The sequence below is a fragment of the Rheinheimera sp. genome (genome assembly GCF_037442525.1).
Taxonomy (GTDB): Bacteria; Pseudomonadota; Gammaproteobacteria; order Enterobacterales; family Alteromonadaceae; genus Pararheinheimera.
Map to the genome: position 1 here is coordinate 1 of NZ_JBBIQD010000015.1, position 20,643 is coordinate 20,643.

Below are 20,643 nucleotides of genomic sequence, written 5' to 3' on the forward strand. Positions count from 1 at the left end.
ACTTTACGCAAGCGATAAAATGACATTTTGATGATAACCACGCTCAACCGCTCAATAAACAAGCAAGGTGGGGAAATAAACCACAAAACAGCAGAACAGGCCGCCGGAGCGGCCCTGAGTTGACTCTGAAAAGCGCAATCAGAAGGTATACATAGCGCTGAATTGCACCCGGTTTAAGTCACCATCGGCCCCTGACACCACTTCGCGGGTGGCATGACGCAATTCAACGCCGTACATCAATTTGCTGGCCGCCTGATAAATCAGGTTCACGGCAATGCTACTGGTCTTGTCAGTGACAGCCCCCCCAGTCAAAGCTGAGTCATTGTCGATACTCTGTGCCGAATAAATGAAGCTTGAACGCCATTTGTCATCCCACATATGTCGGTACGCCAGCGCATAGGCGGTCACCGGAATAGCATCCAGGGTCCCGTCAGCAGCTATCACGGCATCGTTACTGGTATTGAGCCCTATATAACGACCAATACCCTCCCCTGTATTCACCGTGAAGCGAATGTCGTCTTTGGCTGAGAGGTTGTACTTACCGGAGATGGACACGCCATACCCATTGGTCTGATCGTCGATACCCGCAGCCATATTTTCATAAGCAATTTCGCGAGCCAGCACAGCAACAGCAACTGAGCCCCAGGTATCAGCGAAGTTATACTTTAAGGTCAGATCCGGAATACTATTGTCATCTGTGACAATACGGGCACCGCCACCAAAAGGTGTAATAGTGCTTTCCGGGTTTTCTGCCGACACCGACCAGCTGCCCGAGGTATAACGCACTTGTGCTTGACGGTTAAACACAGAACCGTCCGTGTTCCCCACAAAGTCCAAACTGTCAGGTAAAGATGCAACATCCATAAAGTTCGACCAGGTCTGACCGAAAATCCAACCATCGTAGCTAATAAACGCATGGCGAACTTCTGGCGAATAACCGTTGGTGATCCGCTCATCACCTATAGGTGTGGTCATCATGTCAAACTCAATGCGGCCAGTAATGGTTTTACCATTATCCAGTTTGGTTGCACTGTTAAAGAAGAAGCGGGACTGACGGGCATGCGCATCAAACTTACCGGATTCGCCCTCTCCTCCTACCGGAGTCAGGCTAGGGACATAAAATTCACGACCGATCCCGGTAGCCAGGTCACCATCCGGTGTATCTGTGTATAAGAAATCAAGCTTAATGTAACCGCCATAGGTAAATTCAGTATCACCAAAGGTGACTGCCGCCTGAGTTGGGGCACTTAAGGTGGCGAGGCTCAGCCCCACAGCTACTGCCAGAGTGTTTTTTGTAAGCATTGTTGTTGTCTCCAGGTCCTGATTGATTTGTTTTTGTAAATATGGCGTTTCAACTCTGGTCACTAAAAACGCTTCCAACAATTAGCCTTTAGTCGCAGATGTATTTTTATCCTTGACCGGCAGCCGCTACAGCAGTTTTGGCTAGACTAATGTCTAATATGGCCGCTGTAGCGAAACAGGTAGAACGATGGCCATGACTTATCAGAACGTGACTTTTATCACGTCACCACAACAGGGGAACTTATTTATGACGCAAGCCCAACTTTATCCAGTGCCGCCACAGGCCAAGGCCAACACCCTGGTCACTCAGGAGCAGTATCTGGCGATGTATCGGGAATCCGTTGAACAACCGGAGCAGTTTTGGGCTAAACAGGGTCAGCGCATTCACTGGTTTACACCTTTTACCAAGGTTAAGGACACCAGCTTTGAGTTGGGTAATGTGCATGTGAACTGGTTCAGTGATGGCAGCCTGAACGCCAGCTATAACTGCCTCGACCGCCACTTGCCAGAACGAGCCAATCAGGTGGCTTATTATTGGGAGGGGGATGAGCCCGGTGTGCAAAAGGCCGTCACCTATCAGGAGCTTTATGACGAGGTCTGTCAGCTTGCCAATTCCATGCGCAAGCTGGGTGTAGGGAAAGGGGATCGTGTCACTGTCTATCTGCCGATGATCCCACAAGCGGCTGTCGCCCTGCTCGCCTGTGCCCGCATTGGCGCTGTGCATTCGGTGGTCTTTGCCGGCTTCTCGCCAGACGCTTTGGGCAGTCGTATAGTGGACTGCAGCTCCAAACTGGTGATCACCTCCGATCAGGCTGCCCGCGGCAGTCGCTTAACCTATTTAAAAGACAACACCGATCAGGCACTCAGCCATCTGGGAGACAGCAATCCGGTGCAACATGTCATTGTGGTAAAACATGTCGGCGAGAATATTGACCTGCACCCGGGCCGCGATCTGTGGTACCACGAGCTTATTGCCGCAGAACCGAAGCAGTGCGAACCGGAAGTGATGAACGCCGAAGACCCGCTGTTTATTCTCTATACCTCAGGCTCCACCGGCAAACCCAAAGGAGTGTTGCACACTACTGGTGGTTATATGGTGTGGGCCTCAATGACCCACCAGTATGTATTTAACTATCAGCAAGGCGACATTTACTGGTGTGCCGCTGACGTGGGTTGGGTGACAGGCCACACCTATATTGTCTATGGCCCTTTGGCTAACGGTGCGACCAGCGTGTTATTTGAAGGGGTACCAACCTACCCAAGTGTCAAACGTATTGCACAGGTCATCGACAAATACAAAGTCAACATTCTTTATACGGCGCCCACCGCTATTCGTGCTTTGATGGCCCATGGCACTGCGCCTGTTGAAGGTGCAGATTTATCCTCGCTCAAAGTGCTTGGTAGTGTCGGCGAACCTATTAATCCGGAAGCCTGGACCTGGTACCACGATAAATACGGCAAAGGCCAGTGCCCGATCGTCGACACCTGGTGGCAAACGGAAACCGGCGGCATCCTGATCACACCATTACCTGGCGCTACTGACCTGAAACCTGGCTCCGCCACACGGCCATTTTTTGGTGTAAAACCAGCCATTGTCAGTAATGAGGGCGAAATTCTCGAAGGCGCAGCGGAAGGCAACCTGGTGTTACTGGATAGCTGGCCCGGTCAGATGCGCACCGTCTTTGGCGATCATGATCGCTTTGAACAAACTTACTTCAGCACCTACAAAGGCATGTACTTTACCGGTGACGGTGCCAAACGGGACCAAGACGGTTACTACTGGCTGACAGGCCGGGTGGATGACGTGCTGAATATTTCCGGCCACCGCTTAGGCACCGCAGAAATCGAAAGCTGCCTGGTGGCTCATGAAGCCATTGCTGAAGCGGCTGTGGTGGGTTACCCGCATGACATCAAAGGCCAGGGCATTTATGTCTTTGTGGCGCCTCGGGTCGGTGTGGAGCCAAGTGACGATTTAACCAAAGCAGTACGGGACTGGGTACGTAAAGAAATATCCCCTATTGCGTCGCCGGATCTGGTGCAATGGACACCGGCGTTACCCAAAACACGTTCAGGCAAAATAATGCGCCGCATTTTGCGTAAAATTGCCGCCAATGAGTACGATCAGTTGGGTGATATCTCGACCCTGGCCGATCCCTCTGTGGTTGAACACTTGATCCAAAACAGGTTAAACCGTTAAGCTCCCCGTACTAATGCCACCATTTTTTGAATGGTGGCAATATCTTAGCTAAACCCGGTCACGGCCGGGTTAGGAGTTTAAATGGCCAAACTCATTGTCGCTGACGATCACCCTTTGTTTCGTAATGCGCTGATCCACGCCATCAGCAATACCTTTGTCACCAAGGCCACCATTGAAACCGACAGTTTTGAGGCCACCTGCACTGCGCTGGAGCAACACCCTGACGCCGATTTGTTATTGCTGGACCTGCATATGCCGGGTAACTGCGGTTTCCTGGGATTGATCCAACTGCGTAAGCAATACCCTACTCTGCCCATTGTGGTTATTTCTGCCAGCGAAGACACGGATGTGATCCGGCGCGTGATGTCTTTTGGCGCTTCAGCTTTTATTCCAAAATCGGCCCATCCGGCCGAAATTGGCAAAGCGCTCAGTGCAGTGATGGACGGTGAACTTTGGGTGCAACCGGCTTTGCGCGCTCAGGTATTGGATCAGCATAACCAGACAGACCTTGATTTGGCTGCAAAAGTCGCCGAGCTGACACCACAACAATACAAGGTGTTGTTTTATCTGACCGAGGGCTGGCTGAATAAACAAATCGCCTATGATCTGCATATTTCTGAAGCCACGGTGAAAGCCCATATTACGGCTATATTCCGTAAACTTGGAGTGACCAACAGAACCCAGGTGGTGATCCAGGCTCAGCGTCTGCAATTGGAACCCCCTGCAGACAAGTTGCTGACGACAACATTCTGACCCCTGAACCTGCTGCGGTATCAGGGGTTAAACTCTTCCATAAAAATCTGCCAGAACGCCAGAAACAACGCCGCCACCATAGGGCCCAGAACAAATCCATTAATGCCCATCAGCGACAGGCCACCCAAAGTGGAAAATAACACCAGGTAATCCGGTAATTTAGTGTCTCGCCCCACCAATAAAGGCCGCAGTATATTGTCGGCCAGACCAATCACCAAAGCACCATAAGCCAGCAGAATAGTGCCGACCACCCATTCGCCTGTGCCATACAAATACAGGGATACTGGCGCCCAGACCAGCGCAGCCCCTACCGCCGGCAGCAGTGATAAAAAGGCCATCACTACCCCCCACAGCACAGGGGCAGGCAATTCCAGCAGCCAGAAAATAAAACCACCCAAAGCCCCCTGCACCACGGCCACCACCAGATTGCCTTTGACTGTGGCTCTGGTTACTTCAGCAAATTTGGCAAACAACAAACGTTCGCGCTGATCCCCCAGAGGCAGCGCCTTCACCATTAATTCCACCAGATGGTGGCCTTCACGCAGCAGGAAAAAGGCCAGATACAGCATCAGGCACAAATCCAGCACAAAACCAAAGGTATTTTGCCCAATTGCCAGGGCCTCTTTGGCCAGCATACGGCTGGCCTCCACTGCAGCTGACGAAACACGCTCCCTTAACTCACTGGTTTCAATGCCAAAGCGGTTTAACAGCTCAGTGAATGCAGGAAAGGCCTGACGAATGGTTTCAATAAATTCGGCGGGGTTAATTTCTCCACTTTTGATTTTGTCGTAAAACAGCGCCCCTTCCTGAATAAAAGCGGTGCTGATGGCCAGCACAGGCAAGACCACCACCAAGACACAGATAACTAAGGTAAGCAGCGCTGCCGTATTGGGTCTGTCTCCTATCCAGCCCAGTAACAACCGTTGCACCGGGTAAAAAATGACGGTAATAGCACAGGCCCAGAAAATACTGCCCCAAAAGGGTTCCAGTACCCAGCCAAAAGCCAGGCTGACCAGCACCAGCATCAGTAAGAAAAAACGTTGTTCCAGTTTGGCTTGCATACTCATCCTTGCCTGAGGTTTTAGCGGTTCGCCTCTATTCTACGAGGCCGTTCCTTTGGTTTTCAAATGATTAATCCCTGCCCTCAGCGCCGCTGGTTTAATGGGTTTGGCCAGAAACAGCAGGCCCGCGTCTTTGGCGCGCTGCGCCAAATCGGGTTCAGGTGCTGCTGACACTAAAATACCAGGGACCTGCCCCCAGATCTGCAGCAATTGATGATACAGCTGCAGGCCGTTGAAATCCTGGCCCAGCTGGTAATCCAGGATCAGTAAATCAGGTCTGTTCAGTTGCGAAGCTTGTTCCAGCAGTTGTTCTGCCCGGACATAACAACGCACCTGCCCCAACTTCCACTGCTCCAGCAGCAGTTGCAGCGCGGCCAGATTGGAGCTGTCATCATCCACGCAACAAACAGTCCAGTCCGGCAACACCGTGCTTGTATTGACCAGCTCAGCGGCCACCTGCTCACGCCGCTGCGGGCTTAGCGGCAACCAGAGGCTAAAGACAGTGCCTTTACCAACTGTGGAACGCACTTCTATTTTATGCCCCAACAGCCGGGCCATCCGCTGCACAACTCCCAGCCCCAATCCTACGCCCTGCTGCCCTCTGGCCGTACTGTCCACCCGGTAAAAATCAGCAAAAATATGCTGCAGCTCCTGCTCTGCAATTCCGGGGCCGGAATCCCAGATTTGCAACAGCAACTGCCCTGAGCGACGGCGACAACTGACCAGCACTTTGCCTTTTGCCGTGTATTTCACCGCATTGGACAGAATATTCTGCACGATGCGGCGTAAATAGGTGCTGTCACTTTCCACCTGCCAGTCGGAAAAATACCGGCGGATCTCCAGCTGTTTCTGACTGGCGAGCAGGCTGAATTCATCCAGCAGTGGGGTTAACAACTGCCGGATTTGCACGGTCTGTTTTTTCGGCAGCAACCGGCCGTCGTCCAGCCGGGCTATATCCAGCAAGGTGCCAATCAGCTCTTCGGTGGCTTTCAGAGAATTATCCAGCTGGCTGACGACTGTCTGCTGTTTGTCCGACAGGCTGCCATCCTGCAAGGTCGCGGTAAATAACCGGGCCGCGTTCAATGGCTGCAAAATATCATGGCTGGCCAGCGCCAGAAACCGGGTCTTCGATGCATTCGCCGCTTCAGCTTCCGCTTTGGCCTGCAACAGCTGCAGCTCTGTCTGGCCACGACGCTCCACTTCCTGCAGCAACTCCTGGTTAATTTCACTGATCCGCTGTGTGCGTTCCTGCACCCGCTGTTCCAGATGCAGTTTGGCTTCAGCCAGTTGCTGCACAGCCCGCACATGGTCGGTAATATCAGTAAAGCTGGTGACAAAGCCTCCCCCCGGGATAGGATTGCCGCGCATTTCGATCACACTGCCATCTGGCCGGACCCGCTGAAACACGTGGGGAGTGCCTTTTTGCATATGGCCTATGCGTTTGGCTACATGCTCTTCGGGGGCTCCCTCACCAAAAAGCCCACGCTCAGCATTAAACCGCACTATGTCTGCCACGGGCCTGCCAATACGGATCATACCGTCCGGGTAATCAAACAGCTCCAGGTAAGCCTTGTTCCAGGCCACCAGTTTTAGATCCCGGTCCACCACACTGATGCCCTGGCTCAGGTGTTCCAGCGTGGAAAACAGAATTTTGCGGGAAAACTGAATAGCCTGCGTCGTGTCATCAAACAGGGTCACCACATCTTCCAGTTCCAGCTGCCGGCCTTCGGTGGCCGCGCTGACCACCGCCAGCGCTGACGCCGCACCTATAACCCCTGCCAGCTCACGTTCAACAAAAGCCACCAGCTCCGGACTGGCCCACGCCCCCTGTTCGTCAGGTTCCGGATAACGGCGGCAAAAATCGGCAATGGCTTCGGCCGTGCGCTGAGCACCAATAAAGCGCTCCAGCAACATCACCACATCGGTGCGGCGAATGCGCAGCTTTTTGACCGGATTCTCACGATGTTCCAGCGGCAAGGTTGGTTTGACAAAAGCAGCCGCCTGCAGCCGATCTTTAAAATTAACTTTGACCAGCATCGAGCCCAGCAGGTAACAGAACAGATTCAGCCCCAATGACCAGAACACGCCGTGACTTAAGGTATCGAGTTCAAGCCCGAACAATGCTGTGGGCCTGAGCAGGTCGACACCAAATAACCCGTACTGGACAATGGAATCCGGCAACACCCCGACGGCCGACAACTGCGGCACCATCAGGCAATAAAACCACAGCAAAAAGCCAACAGCCAGACCGGCATACACGCCAAAGGCATTGCCGTGTCGCCAGTACAGGCCCCCCACCACAGCAGGAGCCAGCTGAATCGCCAGCGCAAAGGCCAGCAGACCCGTTTCCGCCAGCTCGTAATTGCGGGCAAATAAGGCGTAATAGCCATAAGACAGCATCATCACTGTGATGATCATCGCACGACGCACCAGTAAAATAAGGCTGCTGTAATCCTTTTTCAGTTGCTGGCTGGACGGACGGCGCAGGATGGTCGGCATCACCACGTCATTACTGATCATGGTCGAAAGCGCCAGGGTAGAAATAATAATCATCGAGGTCGCGGCGGAAAAACCACCGATAAACACCAGCACACTTAAGGTGTGCCAGCCGGACTGTTCCGGGATCAGCAAAACAAAACTGTCTGCCAATTGTCGCTGCTCCGGAAACATCATCATGCCGGTCAGCGCAATAGGGATCACGACCAGCGTCACAATCAGCAAATAACTGCTGAACCAGCGTCTGGCATGGCGCAAGTGCCGGTGATCGACATTTTCGACAAAACCAACATGAAACTGGCGTGGCAATAAAAAAATTGCAGCCATCGCCAGCACTGTTTTGGTCATAAAGGCCAGCCAGCTTTGTTCTTCATGGTTCGCTTTCAACGCCGTGGCATGTCCACTGAAACTGGACAAGGGCACCTGCTCTGGCAGCAACAGCCAATACGCCATCAACGCCAGACAGATTAAGGCAAAAAGTTTAACCAGGGATTCAAAGGCAATGGCCACCATCACACCACGATTCTGCTCCGTCAGTGTGACTTTGCGGGTGCCAAACAAGATCGCAAAAATCATCATGGTCACCGCACAAAACCAGGCCGTATCCTGCCACCAGGGCACGTCATGGTCCGCCATACCAGCCCCTAATAACACCTGGTACGAACTGGCAACAGCTTTGAGCTGAAGGGCGATATAGGGGATCACGACCACCAGGCACAACAAAGCAGTAACCAGCGCCATATTTTTACGTTTGCCATAGCGGGCGCTGATAAAGTCGGTAATGGACCCAATATTCTGTTTTTTCGCCACATAGAGCAGCTTAAATAAAAAAGGCTGGGCGAAAACAAAAATCAGGATAGGGCCCAGGTAAATCGGAATATAGTCCCAGCCCTGAGTCACCGCTGTGCCCACTGCACCATAATAAGTCCAGGAAGTACAGTAGACCGCCAGCGCCAGGCTGTAGAGCAAGCCCCCATACTTTCGTAGCAGATGATCACCGGCATGCCGCTCGCCCCAGTTGGCAATAAAAAACAACAAACCCACATACATCAGGGCCAATACAGCGACAATCCACGCAGACAAAGCAATCTCCTTTTTATTTTTATACGCCTACTGTTGTGTGCCAGCCGCTGAAAGTCAATCTGCGGGCCCTTCACCTTCGACTAAAGTCGGGCTATCGCTGAATAAAGCCCCTGCTATGGTAAACAAGCAAGTCAACAGATTTTTATAACAACCACAATAAACAACAAGAGGAAGACAACATGGCTTTTCAAAGCTCTGAACAGGCGCAGGCCTATTGGCGGGAGAATATCTCGCTGATGCTCAAGCTGCTCATCATCTGGTTTGCCGTATCTTTTGGTGCAGGCATCCTGCTGGTCGATCTGCTCAATCAAATCCCGTTGTTCGGTTTTAAACTTGGGTTCTGGTTTGCCCAACAAGGTTCTATTTACACCTTCGTGGCGCTGATTTTCGTGTATGTGACGAAAATGAATGCGCTGGACCGTAAGTACAACGTGCACGAAGACTAAGAGGCCCGCCATGGATTTACAGACTTTAACTTACATTATTGTTGGCGCAACCTTTGCGCTTTATATTGGCATCGCCATCTGGGCCCGTGCCGGTTCCACACAGGAGTTTTACGTCGCTGGTGGTGGCATTTCGCCTTTGGCCAACGGTATGGCCACAGCCGCTGACTGGATGTCTGCCGCCTCCTTTATTTCAATGGCAGGTATTATCGCCTTTATGGGTTACGATGGCTCTGTCTACCTGATGGGCTGGACGGGCGGTTATGTATTGCTGGCGCTCTGCCTCGCCCCCTACCTGCGTAAATTCGGCAAATTTACCGTGCCGGACTTTATCGGTGACCGCTATTACTCGCAAACGGCCCGCACAGTCGCCGTGGTCTGTGCCATTCTGGTGTCCTTCACTTATGTGGCTGGCCAGATGCGTGGGGTCGGTGTGGTGTTTTCCCGTTTCCTGGAAGTGGACATCGACACAGGCGTTATTATTGGGATGGCTGTCGTATTCTTCTACGCTGTTTTGGGCGGTATGAAAGGCATTACTTATACTCAGGTTGCCCAATACTGCGTGCTGATTTTCGCTTATATGGTTCCTGCGATTTTTATTTCCCTGATGATCACAGGCCACGTGCTGCCACAGCTGGGCTTAGGTGCCACCCTGACCGATGGCTCTGACAGCTACCTGCTGGCCAAGCTGGACGGTTTATCCGCTGAGTTAGGTTTTGCCGCCTACACCGAAGGCACCAAATCAATGGCCGATGTCTTTGCTATTACGGCCGCTCTGATGGTGGGTACTGCAGGTTTACCTCATGTGATTGTGCGTTTCTTCACTGTACCTAAAGTGCGGGATGCCCGTATTTCCGCCGGCTGGGCTTTGGTCTTCATTATGATCCTGTACACCACAGCCCCTGCCATTGGTGCTTTTGCCCGTTACAATATGATCAATACCATCAATGGCCCGGATGCTCAGGGGACCTTAGTGACAGAAGCCCCACAATGGGTGGAAAACTGGTCAAAAACAGGCCTGATTAAACATGAAGATAAAAACGGTGATGGCCGCATGTTCTATTCAGGTGACGAGCGCAACGAGATGACCATTGACCGCGACATTATGGTACTGGCCAACCCGGAAATTGCACAGTTACCGGATTGGGTTATCGCCTTGGTGGCAGCGGGTGGTATTGCGGCCGCATTGTCGACCGCTGCGGGTTTATTGCTGGTGATTTCAACCTCGATTTCGCATGACTTACTCAAACGAAACCTGATGCCGAAAATCAGCGATAAACAGGAATTGCTGGCCGCCCGGTTGGCCGCCGCTGTAGCCATTATGGTGGCAGGTTACCTCGGCATTAACCCACCGGGTTTTGTGGCGGAGGTGGTGGCATTTGCCTTCGGCCTTGCCGCAGCCAGCTTCTTCCCGGCCATTATTATGGGGATCTTCTATAAGAAGATGAATAAAGAAGGAGCTATTGCCGGTATGGTGGCAGGTATTGTGTTCACTGTGGGTTATATCCTGTACTTCAAAGGGATCTTTATCACCCCCTTGGCTGAGAACAAAGCAGACAACTGGCTCTTTGGTATCTCGCCTGAAGGCATAGGCACCATCGGCATGCTGGTGAACTTTGTGGTAGCCTTTGCCGTCAGCAAAGTGACCAAAGAAGTACCGCAGGATGTGCAGGACATTGTTGAGCAAATCCGCTATCCCAAAGGGGCAGGTGCAGCGCAGGCGCACTAATATCCTTAGGGCCAGTCAAGGCGTGGCCACACGCCTTGACTGTTTCAGAGCTTTGACTTTTGTCTGTTGGCCATACCCGACCGCCAAAATTGAAACCTCTTTGCTAAGCACAGGACAGACGCAATGCCAGTTCAGGATGTTGTCCGATTTTTACACCAAACTCCCCCATTTGATGATCTTGCGCTTCATGTGCTGGAGGAGCTATGCCGTGATCTGCAGGTGTATTACGCCAGTCAGGGCGAAACACTCGCCCCCAAAAACGAGTTGCTGCTGGTCCGGTCCGGGCTCTTTGCACTGCATACCGACCAACAACAGCTGAGCCATCTGCAGAGCGGTGATTTTTACGGTTACCAATTGCTGCTGACAGGGCTGGCGGACCAGGACCGGCTGATTTGTGAAGAAGATGGCTTGCTGTATTTTCTGAGCCAGAGCCGCTTTGACCAGTTGCGTTATCAGTACAAAAATTTTGATTTGTTTTTCCAGCGCCTGTTTGGCCGCCGCTTGCATCTGTACCAGCGCAGTCAGGAACACAGCACTTCAACCTTAAAAGTGGCGGATCTGCTGACCCGCCGGGTGGTGACCATAGCCCCGGAACAGAGCATTCAGCAGGCTGCAGAGTTGATGACCGAACAGCGGGTGTCCTGTTTATTGATAGAACAGCAGAATGAGCTGGTGGGTATTCTGACCGACAGGGATTTGCGCAGCCGGGTGCTGGCGAAAAACCTGCCAGCCTCCACCCAGGTCCTGCAGGTGATGACCAAAAATCCACATAAAATCGAGCCGGACCGCTACGCTTTTGAAGCAATTCAGTTGATGAGCCAACACAATATTCATCATTTGGCGGTAGAAAGTGATGGCAAAGCCATTGGTGTGCTGACCACCACCGATCTGATCCGCAGTCAGCAGGAACACCCGGTCTTTTTAATCAGCCATATTCACCGCCAGCAAAGCCCGGCGGCTCTTGCCGATAGTCAGACACAGATCCGCGACTTGATGGTCAATCTGGGCCAACAGAAATTACCGGCCTCTGAAGTCAGCAGCATACTGACCAGCATTATGGACGCCCTGACTCAAAGCTGGCTGCGCCTCGCGGAGCAGCAGCTGGGCCCGGCACCTTGTGTCTACAGCTGGCTCTGTTTTGGCTCCCAGGCCCGACGTGACATGTTACCGAGCGCCGATCAGGACAATGCTCTGCTGCTGGAGAAAGAAGCCACAGGCCCCGTTGCCGACTACTTCAGCGCGTTGGCAGAGTTTGTCTGTCAGGGGCTGGCCCAATCCGGTCAGGCCTTGTGTCCGGGCCTTATTATGGCCAATCAGCCAAAATTGCGCCTGAGTCTGAAAGGCTGGTCGGCCCGCTTTGCTCACTATCTGCAAAGCCCGGATCCTCAGGCGCTGCTCGACAGCAGCATCTTTTTTGACTTGCGTCTGGTGCATGGCAGCAAGGGGTTGTTTAACGCCCTGCAGCAGGATGTGTTGGTGAAAGCCCAGGGCAACGAGCTGTTTTTATTTCATCTGGCCAGAAACGCCACCGAGCGCCAGCCCCCCCTGGGTTTCTTCAAACATTTTCTGCTGGAGCAGGATGGTCGCCAGCGCAAGGGCATGGATATCAAAAAACGTGGCGTCAGCCTGGTGACCGATCTGGTGCGGGTTTATGCCTTGGCCCATGGCATCCATGCGGTCAGCACCAGGGAGCGTCTGGCCCAACTGGAGCAACTGGAGGTCATCAGCCAGACTCAGCAGCAGAATTTGTCAGGCGCCTATGAGGTGCTGGCTAATCTGCGCTGGCAAGTGCAATGGCAGGATTTACAGCGTGGCCGCCATCTGAGCAATCTGCTGGACCCCACCACACTGAACTTGCTGCAACGGCATCAGCTGAAAGACGCTTTTGCCGTGATCAGCGACGAACAGCAAATTTTGCGGCAACGTTTTTGCCGGGAGTATTAAATGTGGTCCTGGTTTCGTCAGGCACAACCTGTGCACCAGAAAATCCGTCAGTACGAAGCCGTGCGGCCGGACAAATCAGCGCGGGCGCTGGATTGCAGTTATCTGGTGCTGGATTTTGAAACCACAGGGCTGGATCCGGCCAGGCACCATATTGTCAGTGCAGGCTGGGTCTGTATTGAGCAGCAGCGCATTTTGCTGAATTCAGCCCGGTACCAGCTTGTCCGCACACAGACTTCGGTTGGGCAAAGTGCACTGATCCATGGCCTGCACACCCCAGAGCTGCAGCAGGGGATGGAACTGCATGAATTACTGGACCTGCTGTTGCAGCAAGCGCAGGGCCGGGTCCTGGTCAGTCATCACAGCACTCTGGAGCTGAATTTTCTGCGTCAGGCCTGTCTGTATTGTTATGGCCGGACGGCACGCTTTCGTATGTTGGATACCCTGCGACTGGAGTTGTTCAGGCTCCAATTGCAGGGTCGCCTGGTGGCACAGAATAAACTGACACTGGCGGCTTGCCTGGAACGCCGTCAGTTGCCTGCGATCACCGAACACCAGGCCTTGTCGGATGCCTTTGGTTGTGCCCAGCTGTTTCTGGCCCAGCTGAAAGAGCGAGACAGCGGCAGCACTTTGGCTGATTTGCTGACCCAAAGCCGTTAAGGCAGAAAAAACGGAGGCCAGGATGTTTCAGGACATGGCGCGGCTCGCACCCCGCGCCGGATTGAAAACGTGCATTCCCAGCCTCCGTGACGAACTCTGCCTGGCTTTTGTGGGTCTCTGACCAAAGGCACAAAAACCAGACAACAATGTTACTTTGTACCACAAGGTAACAAATGTAAAGCTTAAATCGCTAAAAAAACGTACAAAAAATGACATCCAGGATGGACTTCTCAGAAATAATCGAATATCAATATGTTACCAAGTAACCAAATCATTCTGTTATGCACTCATTTGCCGTTGTCTTGTTTGGGCTGATGCTGTCGGTCCCTGTCACTGCTGAACCTTTGGCATTAATTCCAGCGCCTGTGCAGCTTCAACAGCAGCCCGGCGTTTTTGTGTTTCCCGCCCGGCTGGCCACCTCGGTGCCAGCCGATGCGGTCCTGTTAAAAACCCAACTCAAGCTTTTTGTTCAGCGCAACCAACTAAGCAGCACGCTGAGTTACGTCTCTGCCGAACAGGCACAACTCAGGTTTGACTGGCTGGAGCCTCAGCCGGCTTCGCTCCGTAATGCGGCAACGAAAAACCGGGGTGCTTATCAGCTTCAGATCAGCCCGGAGCAGATCCGGGTCTTGGCCTCTGACGAGGTAGGCTTTTTTTATGCGTTACAAAGCCTGCAACAACTGGTGCAGCGTCCGGCTGGCCAAGCAACACAGGTCCCGGCGCTGAATATCACCGACTCCCCCCGTTTTGCCTGGCGCGGTTTATTGCTGGACAGCGCCCGTCAGTTTCTGCCTTTGCCACTGCTGAAACGGCAGCTGGATTTGATGGCGTCAGTCAAACTCAATGTGCTGCATTTGCATCTGACCGACGATCAGGGCTGGCGTTTTGAATCAAAAAAATTTCCATTGTTGCAGCAAATCGGTGGCCAGGATGGTTTTTACACTCAGGCTGAGCTGGCTGAGCTGGTTGAATATGCCAGGCAGCGGGCTATCCGCATTGTGCCGGAAATCGACTTGCCGGGGCATACCACGGCTCTGGGTCTGGCCTATCCGCATCTGATGGCCGCACCAGCTCCCACCCGCGCCGAAACCCATTGGGGTGTGCACAAAGCGGTGCTGGACCCCAGTAATGAACAGGTCTACCAGTTTCTGGAACAGCTGTTGGCCGAAGTGGCCAGTGTGTTTCCGGACAGTCATCTGCACATAGGCGGCGACGAGGTGTTACCAGATCATTGGTTGGCCAGCCCGTCTATCCGTGCTTTTATGCAGCAGCATCAGCAGGAAAACGCCGCAGCTTTGCAGGCTTATTTCAACCGCCGTGTGCACCAAATCCTCAAGAAACTGGGAAAAACCATGATTGGCTGGGATGAAGTGATAGACCATCCCCTGCCCACAGAAGTCACAGTGCAATCCTGGCGTGGTACAGAATCCTTGTACCACGCCGCCAATCTGGGCCATCCTGCTATCCTGTCAACAGGTTATTACCTCGATCAGCCACAAAGTGCCGCTTATCATTACAGAACAGACCCGCTGCCTGCCGCCGTACAGCTGCCCGACCCGGCCAGTATTCGCCACTGGTCAGAATACAGCTTTGAGTTTCCCCGCAAACGCGGCGCGCCAGTCACTGGCCGGTTGCTGCTGCTTGAACTGCACAGCAAACCAGCGCAGGCCTTGCTGAATTTTGATGGCAAACCGCTGATCCAGGCTCAGCTCAGCCGTTTGGCGGATGGCCAGGTGGCGCTGACTTTTGACAGCTGGATGGGACCGGTCCGCGCTGAGCTAAGTTTGTCGGAGCGTCTGACAGGCCAGTTTGTGGTCGGCAATGCGCCTTATCAGGCCAGTGGTCAGCGTATTACAGCCCAGAGTACCGCCGCCTTACCAGCCGGCTATAGCCCCAGCCTGTTATCAGAGCAAGCCGCAGGCAAAGTACTGGGCGGAGAAATTGCGTTATGGAGCGAACTCATTACGCCTGAGCTTATTGATATCCGCTTATGGCCCAATGCCATCGCTGTCGCAGAACGCTTATGGTCAGCTCAAAGTGTGCAGGATGAGGCCTTTTTCTATCAGCGCCAGTCGCACTGGTTAGAATGGGCTGAACGCTACAACAGTCTGCAACTGCAGCAACAGCAACAGGACGGCTTCAGCCGTCTGGTACCCGCCAACGATCTGAACGCCCTGGCTCTGCTGGCACAAACCCTGGAGCCAGCCCATTATTACCACAGGTTGCATGAAAAATCGGTGGCAGGCCGCTATTATCGCCAGCCTTTGCAGCAACTGGTGGATTTTTTACCGGCGGAACAGCAGCAGTTAAGGCAATTTGAGCAGCAGGTGCAAGGCTGGCTGCAGAACCCCAGGCCTGAGCTACAGGCTGAATTGCTGCAGCAACTGACGCAGTGGCAACAAGCAGCCACTCAGCTTGAGCAGATCCAGGGTCTGGAATTTGCACCTCTGGTGGTACAGATAAAAGCGCTAAGCCAAATGGCAATACAATGGCTGCACCAACTCAGCGGGCAGCAGCCATTTTCAGCAGCGCAACTGCAGCTCGCTGAAAAACAATTGCAGCAGGCTGCGCAAATACAGCAGGAAATGGTGATAGCGCTGCACCGCCCCATCCAGTTATTGTTCAGGCAAGCGCAGCTCAGACAAGCCAAAACTTCAGGTTAAATCAAAAGGCGCCGGATGGCGCGGCCAGACAGGCCGCTGCAACTTGTGGTATTGGTTCGTCACCGGGTTACTGGGGTATGGCGCTCCGGCGTCTACATAAATGATCTTGCCCGCGATCCCGACAAACCCCTGGTAGAAATGGTTGGTGGATTTAATCAGCAGCACCCGGTAGCTCAGCGGGTCCAGCCCAAGCGCCCTGAACAGGCTGGGGTCAAAAGACTGGCATCTGTTGCTGTTTAGAATCAGATCGATGCCATCAAAACGGATCAAGGCACAATCGCCCATCGGCACCAGGCTGCCGGCAAACTCCTGTTGCGCATTCTGTTTCAGCCGTACCACTTTGACCCGTTTATCGACAGGATCGCCAGCGCTTGCGCAGCTTTTGCCACCAAAACGCAATTCAATGTCCGCGCCTTCACCGGCGGCCTGACATAAACGCACGGCCATCGGGTCCCATAAAGTCCCCACCGCAACACCGGATACCTGCTGGCGGATCAGCTCGTGCAAAATCAGGGTGCCATCCCCCGCCACCCCGCCGCCTGGGTTGTCCCAAACATCGGCCAGCACCACAGGGCCAGCCTGGACGCTTTGGTCATGCAAGTGCTGCAACGCGTCAGGAATGGTGTAAAACTGTGGCAAGGTGCGGCCACGAAACGAAAACAGTTCCAACCCCAGCTCTTGAGCCAAAGCAGCCCCCAGCTCTGGTGCATTGTCGGTGATCACCAGCAACTTAGCGCCCATATCCGGCACGTCACCGGCCATAAAACCATGGATCACCGACACAGATAACACTGGCGCCTGCTGCTCCAGTTGCATCAACTTATGTACAAAAGACTTCATCGGCTCATGGCTGGTTGGAAAGACGTCAATCATCCGGCAATCAAAGCTGTTCATCACAGGCCGGATTTCCCCTTTCACCGCCCGCACGGCAAGCTGCAGCAATTCCTCTGCGCGCTGCATAAAATCAAGATGCGGAAACTCTTTAAACGCAATTAACAAATCGGCCTGCTGCTGGCGCAGAGCGGTCAGATGGCTGTGTGGATCCAGCGTGGCCGCCACTATGGCGGTTGGCCCGACCAACAGACGCACCCGTTGCAGCAAGTCCCCTTCACAGTCGTCATAGCCCTGCGCCACCATAGCGCCATGCAGACCCAGCATCACCAGATCCACTGGCAAAGCGGCCTGTAATTGCAGCAAAATTTCATCCCGCAACTGCTCATAAGCCGCCCGGTTTAATAAACCACCGGGTTCGGCCCAGGTGCAGGTGCCTTCAATCAGCGTCACTTCTGTTGGGTGCAAGGCGGCATAATCACGGCAGGCCACCAGCGGCGCACTGCATAAAGTCGGCGTGGCAGGGTGTTCCCCCGGTGCGGCATAAAAGCTTTGATAAAACGACTGCAGATCGGTGTACATCGGCGAAAAAGTATTGGTTTCTGTGGCTAAGGACGCCGTAAAAATTCGCATAAATCCCCGTCAGGATAACTTTGGATCAGAACTGGTGAATAAGGCGTTATCACCACCTGCTGTGATCTTGGTGGGTGCGGCTTGATGCTGTATTTGTTGCAGCGCCTGCTGCCGGTTCAGACCGGGTTTAGTGCAGAGGCTGACCAGCACGGCAGCCATGCTGGCGACAGCTAAAGCCGGTATACAGGGGTTGCCCCATAAATTCAGCCAGTCAGGCTGGCTTAACACAGACAATGAAGTGCCGACGGCCGCCAGCAAAGCCGCCACAGCGCCTTGCCAGGTCAGCCGATGCCAGAAACGTCCCAGCACAGCCACCACACAAAGTCCGGACATCAGGGTGGCAATCATGGCGGTGATATAACCGACCAGGTTATTCGACAACAGCGCCAGCGCAAAAGCCGACACCGAGACCAGCACTACGGTCAGCCGCGACACCCAGACCGCTTTCTGGCCCTGCAAGGGCGACCGGCCCACCCCTTGCTGCAAGTCATGCATAATGACAGTGACAGCCGCAATGGAGTCTGAACTGGCGGATGAAAGCGTGGCCGACAGCCCGGCCAGCAGTACCAGCATGGCGGCCACAGCAGGCAGCACCAAGACCGCGACAGAGGTAAAGGCGAATTGCGGATTCGTCAGTTCAGGCAACAGCAGGCGGGCACTGACGCCTATTAAAGCCGGTAAAAACGCGAACCCCAGATATAAAAAGCCGGCAAACAAAAATGAGCGCCGTACGCTCTGCACAGAGCGGCCTGAATAAATACGCTGGCGGAAAGACGGGGTGGCCAGCACGCCAACAGCCACAGCAACGGCTAATGAGACAGCCGCCAAACCAGGTAACGGTTTAAACAGATGCTGCGAGGCCTGCTGCCAGAACTGTATCAGTGACTGCCAGCCGCCGCTGGCCTGCACAGCGCTGTAGCCCATCACTAAAAAGCCACTGAATAGAATCAACGCCATCAGGCTGTCAGTCCAGATCACGGCTTTATAACCACCTATGGCAACATAAATGGTAAAAGCTAAAGTGATCAAAAGTTTGGCGCTTAGCATATCAAGCCCTGTCATCCAGGACAGATACAAAGCCCCACCAATAATATGCGCGCCTAACCAGCCAAGCGATGCCAGAAAAATCAGCACGGCACTGCCTTGTTTCACCCAACGACTGGCGCCTGTGTAATAACTCAGCTCTTCACTCATGGTGGAAAACTTTAAATCCCGCACCTGGGCAAAGCAGCAGGCCAGCAGCAAAATGCCCAAAGCTCCGCCCACTCCGTACATCATACCGGTCCAGCCATGACCGTAGGCGTAGCCCACTGCTCCCATACTGGTACCCGTGCCAATCATGGTGGCTATGGTGGTGCCAAAAGTCAGGCCCCCACTGACTTTGCGGCCCGCCAGCAAAAAATCATCCTGGTTGTGCTGACCGCGGGAAACCCAGACACTGAGTGCAGTCATCAGCAGCAGGTAACCACCAAATCCGGCCAGAAAATACAGCGGGTTCATCTCAGGCCCGGTCTGCGCGGTAACAGGTCAGGTCGACTTCCACTTTGCAGTCCACCACCAGATCCGTCACAGCACAAATACGGGCTGGCGGCGCGTCAGCAAAAAACTCGCGGAACACCTGATTGAAGCTGGAGAAATAACGGGCGTCTGTTAAATAGACTTTGACATGCACCACGTCCTGTAAGCCATAACCAGCCAACTGCATAATGTCGACACAGTTCTGAATGGCAAGGCGGGACTGTTCGACAATACCGCCTTCCACCACTTCACCGTCCCGCATCGGCGTCTGACCCGACACATACAACCATCCGCCGGCCTCTACTGCTTTGGCAAAAGGCAGTCTCTGCCCACCAGTGCCTTTGCTTTCATCCACACCGTAGCGTTTAATCGTCATGACTTTTCCTTAATCCCCCAATGGCTGACGCTCATCACCGCCACGGCTGCTGTCGAGCGACAACTTGACCCGCCGCAATTTGTCGCGTGACTTGCGTTTGTTCTGTTTGGCCACTTCGGTGGCCAATACATCAATCACCGCCAGCATGGCGTAACGGGATGCCGAAGGTTTGTAGATAAAATCAGTCTCAGGGGCCTGCAGGCCCAGTACGATGTCGGCATTTTTGGCTAAAGCGGAATCAGGTTTGGTAATGGCGATCACTTTGGCGCCGTAGTGCCGGGCCATCGCCGCTGAATCAATAATTTCACCTGTATTCCCAGTCAGTGAAATGGCGACCATCACATCCTGTGGTTCGACGGACGCTGCCACCATCCGCGTCAGCAAACCATCCTGATAACTGCAGACCGGCATACCAAAGCGAAACAGCCGGTACTGCAATTCCTGCGATCCAATGGAGGAACCGCCCCCCATGCCGATACAAAAGATCATCCGGGCATTGAGCAGATAACTGACCGCCTGGCGGATATCTGCCTCCACCAGCAATTTACGGCTTAAATCCAGCGTATTTTTAATGGCTTCGTACACACCATGAATGCCATCCAAATCGGCCGGCTCTTCGACAAAACGCTGGCCAACCGCCAGCGATTGCGCCAGTTTCACTTTCAGCTGCCGCACATCTTTGCAATCCACAGTACGGGCAAAGCGGGTAACAGTGGCCTGGCTGACACCTGCATGCTCAGCCAAGAGTGCAATGCTCATTTCAGTAGCCGCTTTTACATTGTCGAGGATCAGCTGCGCCACCCGCTGTTCCGACTCACTCATTTCAACAAAACGTTCAGATATACGTGACAGCACATCAATTTCATAGGTCATAACGTCGCCAACCCCAGGTTAGAATGTCACATGAAAAAACTAACAAAAATCCCAAAACCAAAGATACTTTGTACCATAAGCACC

The 20,643-nt window shown here is 53.5% G+C and carries 14 protein-coding genes; 7 read left to right on the plus strand and 7 right to left on the minus strand.

The features are described 5' to 3' along the window. Positions 1-138 precede the first annotated feature (138 nt). Complete coding sequence (locus WKJ03_RS16335; RefSeq protein WP_337843304.1) at positions 139-1,365, minus strand: DcaP family trimeric outer membrane transporter; 1,227 nt, start codon at positions 1,363-1,365, stop codon at positions 139-141. A gap of 184 nt (positions 1,366-1,549) precedes the next feature. Here WKJ03_RS16335 and acs point away from each other — a divergent pair, with 184 nt between their 5' ends. Continuing rightward, entirely contained in the window at positions 1,550-3,499 is a 1,950-nt protein-coding gene (acs, locus tag WKJ03_RS16340) for an acetate--CoA ligase (protein WP_337843371.1), read from the plus strand. 81 nt (positions 3,500-3,580) lie between these two features. Continuing rightward, positions 3,581-4,252: a response regulator transcription factor gene (locus tag WKJ03_RS16345; protein ID WP_337843305.1), complete on the plus strand. Its 672-nt coding sequence runs from the start codon at positions 3,581-3,583 to the stop codon at positions 4,250-4,252. Between the two features lie 20 nt (positions 4,253-4,272). On the opposite strand, the gene WKJ03_RS16350 is transcribed toward WKJ03_RS16345, so the two are convergent. Together WKJ03_RS16350 and WKJ03_RS16355 are read right to left on the minus strand one after the other, a co-directional pair. Further along, positions 4,273-5,313: an AI-2E family transporter gene (locus tag WKJ03_RS16350; RefSeq protein WP_337843306.1), complete on the minus strand. Its 1,041-nt coding sequence runs from the start codon at positions 5,311-5,313 to the stop codon at positions 4,273-4,275. A gap of 39 nt (positions 5,314-5,352) precedes the next feature. Further along, entirely contained in the window at positions 5,353-8,892 is a 3,540-nt protein-coding gene (locus tag WKJ03_RS16355) for a PAS-domain containing protein (protein ID WP_337843307.1), read from the minus strand. Positions 8,893-9,071: 179 nt separating this feature from the next. Between WKJ03_RS16355 and WKJ03_RS16360 the strand changes: the two genes are divergently transcribed. From WKJ03_RS16360 to WKJ03_RS16380, 5 genes are all read left to right on the plus strand, one after another. After that, positions 9,072-9,338, plus strand: coding sequence for a DUF4212 domain-containing protein (locus WKJ03_RS16360; RefSeq protein WP_337843308.1), 267 nt, complete (start codon positions 9,072-9,074; stop codon positions 9,336-9,338). Between the two features lie 10 nt (positions 9,339-9,348). Next, positions 9,349-11,064: a sodium:solute symporter family protein gene (locus WKJ03_RS16365; RefSeq protein WP_337843309.1), complete on the plus strand. Its 1,716-nt coding sequence runs from the start codon at positions 9,349-9,351 to the stop codon at positions 11,062-11,064. A 123-nt stretch (positions 11,065-11,187) separates the two neighbouring features. Then, positions 11,188-13,008 carry a putative nucleotidyltransferase substrate binding domain-containing protein gene (locus WKJ03_RS16370; RefSeq protein WP_337843310.1) on the plus strand — a complete coding sequence of 607 codons (1,821 nt, stop codon included), beginning with the start codon at positions 11,188-11,190 and terminating at the stop codon, positions 13,006-13,008. Then, on the plus strand, positions 13,009-13,665 hold the full coding sequence (locus WKJ03_RS16375) for a 3'-5' exonuclease (protein WP_337843311.1): 657 nt from the start codon (positions 13,009-13,011) through the stop codon (positions 13,663-13,665). Between the two features lie 281 nt (positions 13,666-13,946). Next, positions 13,947-16,328, plus strand: coding sequence for a family 20 glycosylhydrolase (locus tag WKJ03_RS16380; RefSeq protein WP_337843312.1), 2,382 nt, complete (start codon positions 13,947-13,949; stop codon positions 16,326-16,328). On the opposite strand, the gene WKJ03_RS16385 is transcribed toward WKJ03_RS16380, so the two are convergent. From WKJ03_RS16385 to WKJ03_RS16400, 4 genes are read right to left on the minus strand one after another with little or no spacing between them, the layout of a single operon-like run. Beyond that, positions 16,320-17,792: a M81 family metallopeptidase gene (locus WKJ03_RS16385; RefSeq protein WP_337843313.1), complete on the minus strand. Its 1,473-nt coding sequence runs from the start codon at positions 17,790-17,792 to the stop codon at positions 16,320-16,322. The two genes, WKJ03_RS16380 and WKJ03_RS16385, sit on opposite strands and share 9 nt — an antisense overlap. 9 nt (positions 17,793-17,801) lie before the next feature. Further along, on the minus strand, positions 17,802-19,292 hold the full coding sequence (locus tag WKJ03_RS16390; RefSeq protein WP_337843314.1) for a sodium:solute symporter family protein: 1,491 nt from the start codon (positions 19,290-19,292) through the stop codon (positions 17,802-17,804). A gap of 1 nt (position 19,293) precedes the next feature. Further along, positions 19,294-19,686 carry a RidA family protein gene (locus WKJ03_RS16395; protein WP_337843315.1) on the minus strand — a complete coding sequence of 131 codons (393 nt, stop codon included), beginning with the start codon at positions 19,684-19,686 and terminating at the stop codon, positions 19,294-19,296. Positions 19,687-19,695: 9 nt separating this feature from the next. Further along, positions 19,696-20,559: a MurR/RpiR family transcriptional regulator gene (locus tag WKJ03_RS16400; protein ID WP_337843316.1), complete on the minus strand. Its 864-nt coding sequence runs from the start codon at positions 20,557-20,559 to the stop codon at positions 19,696-19,698. Between the last annotated feature and the right edge of the window lie 84 nt (positions 20,560-20,643).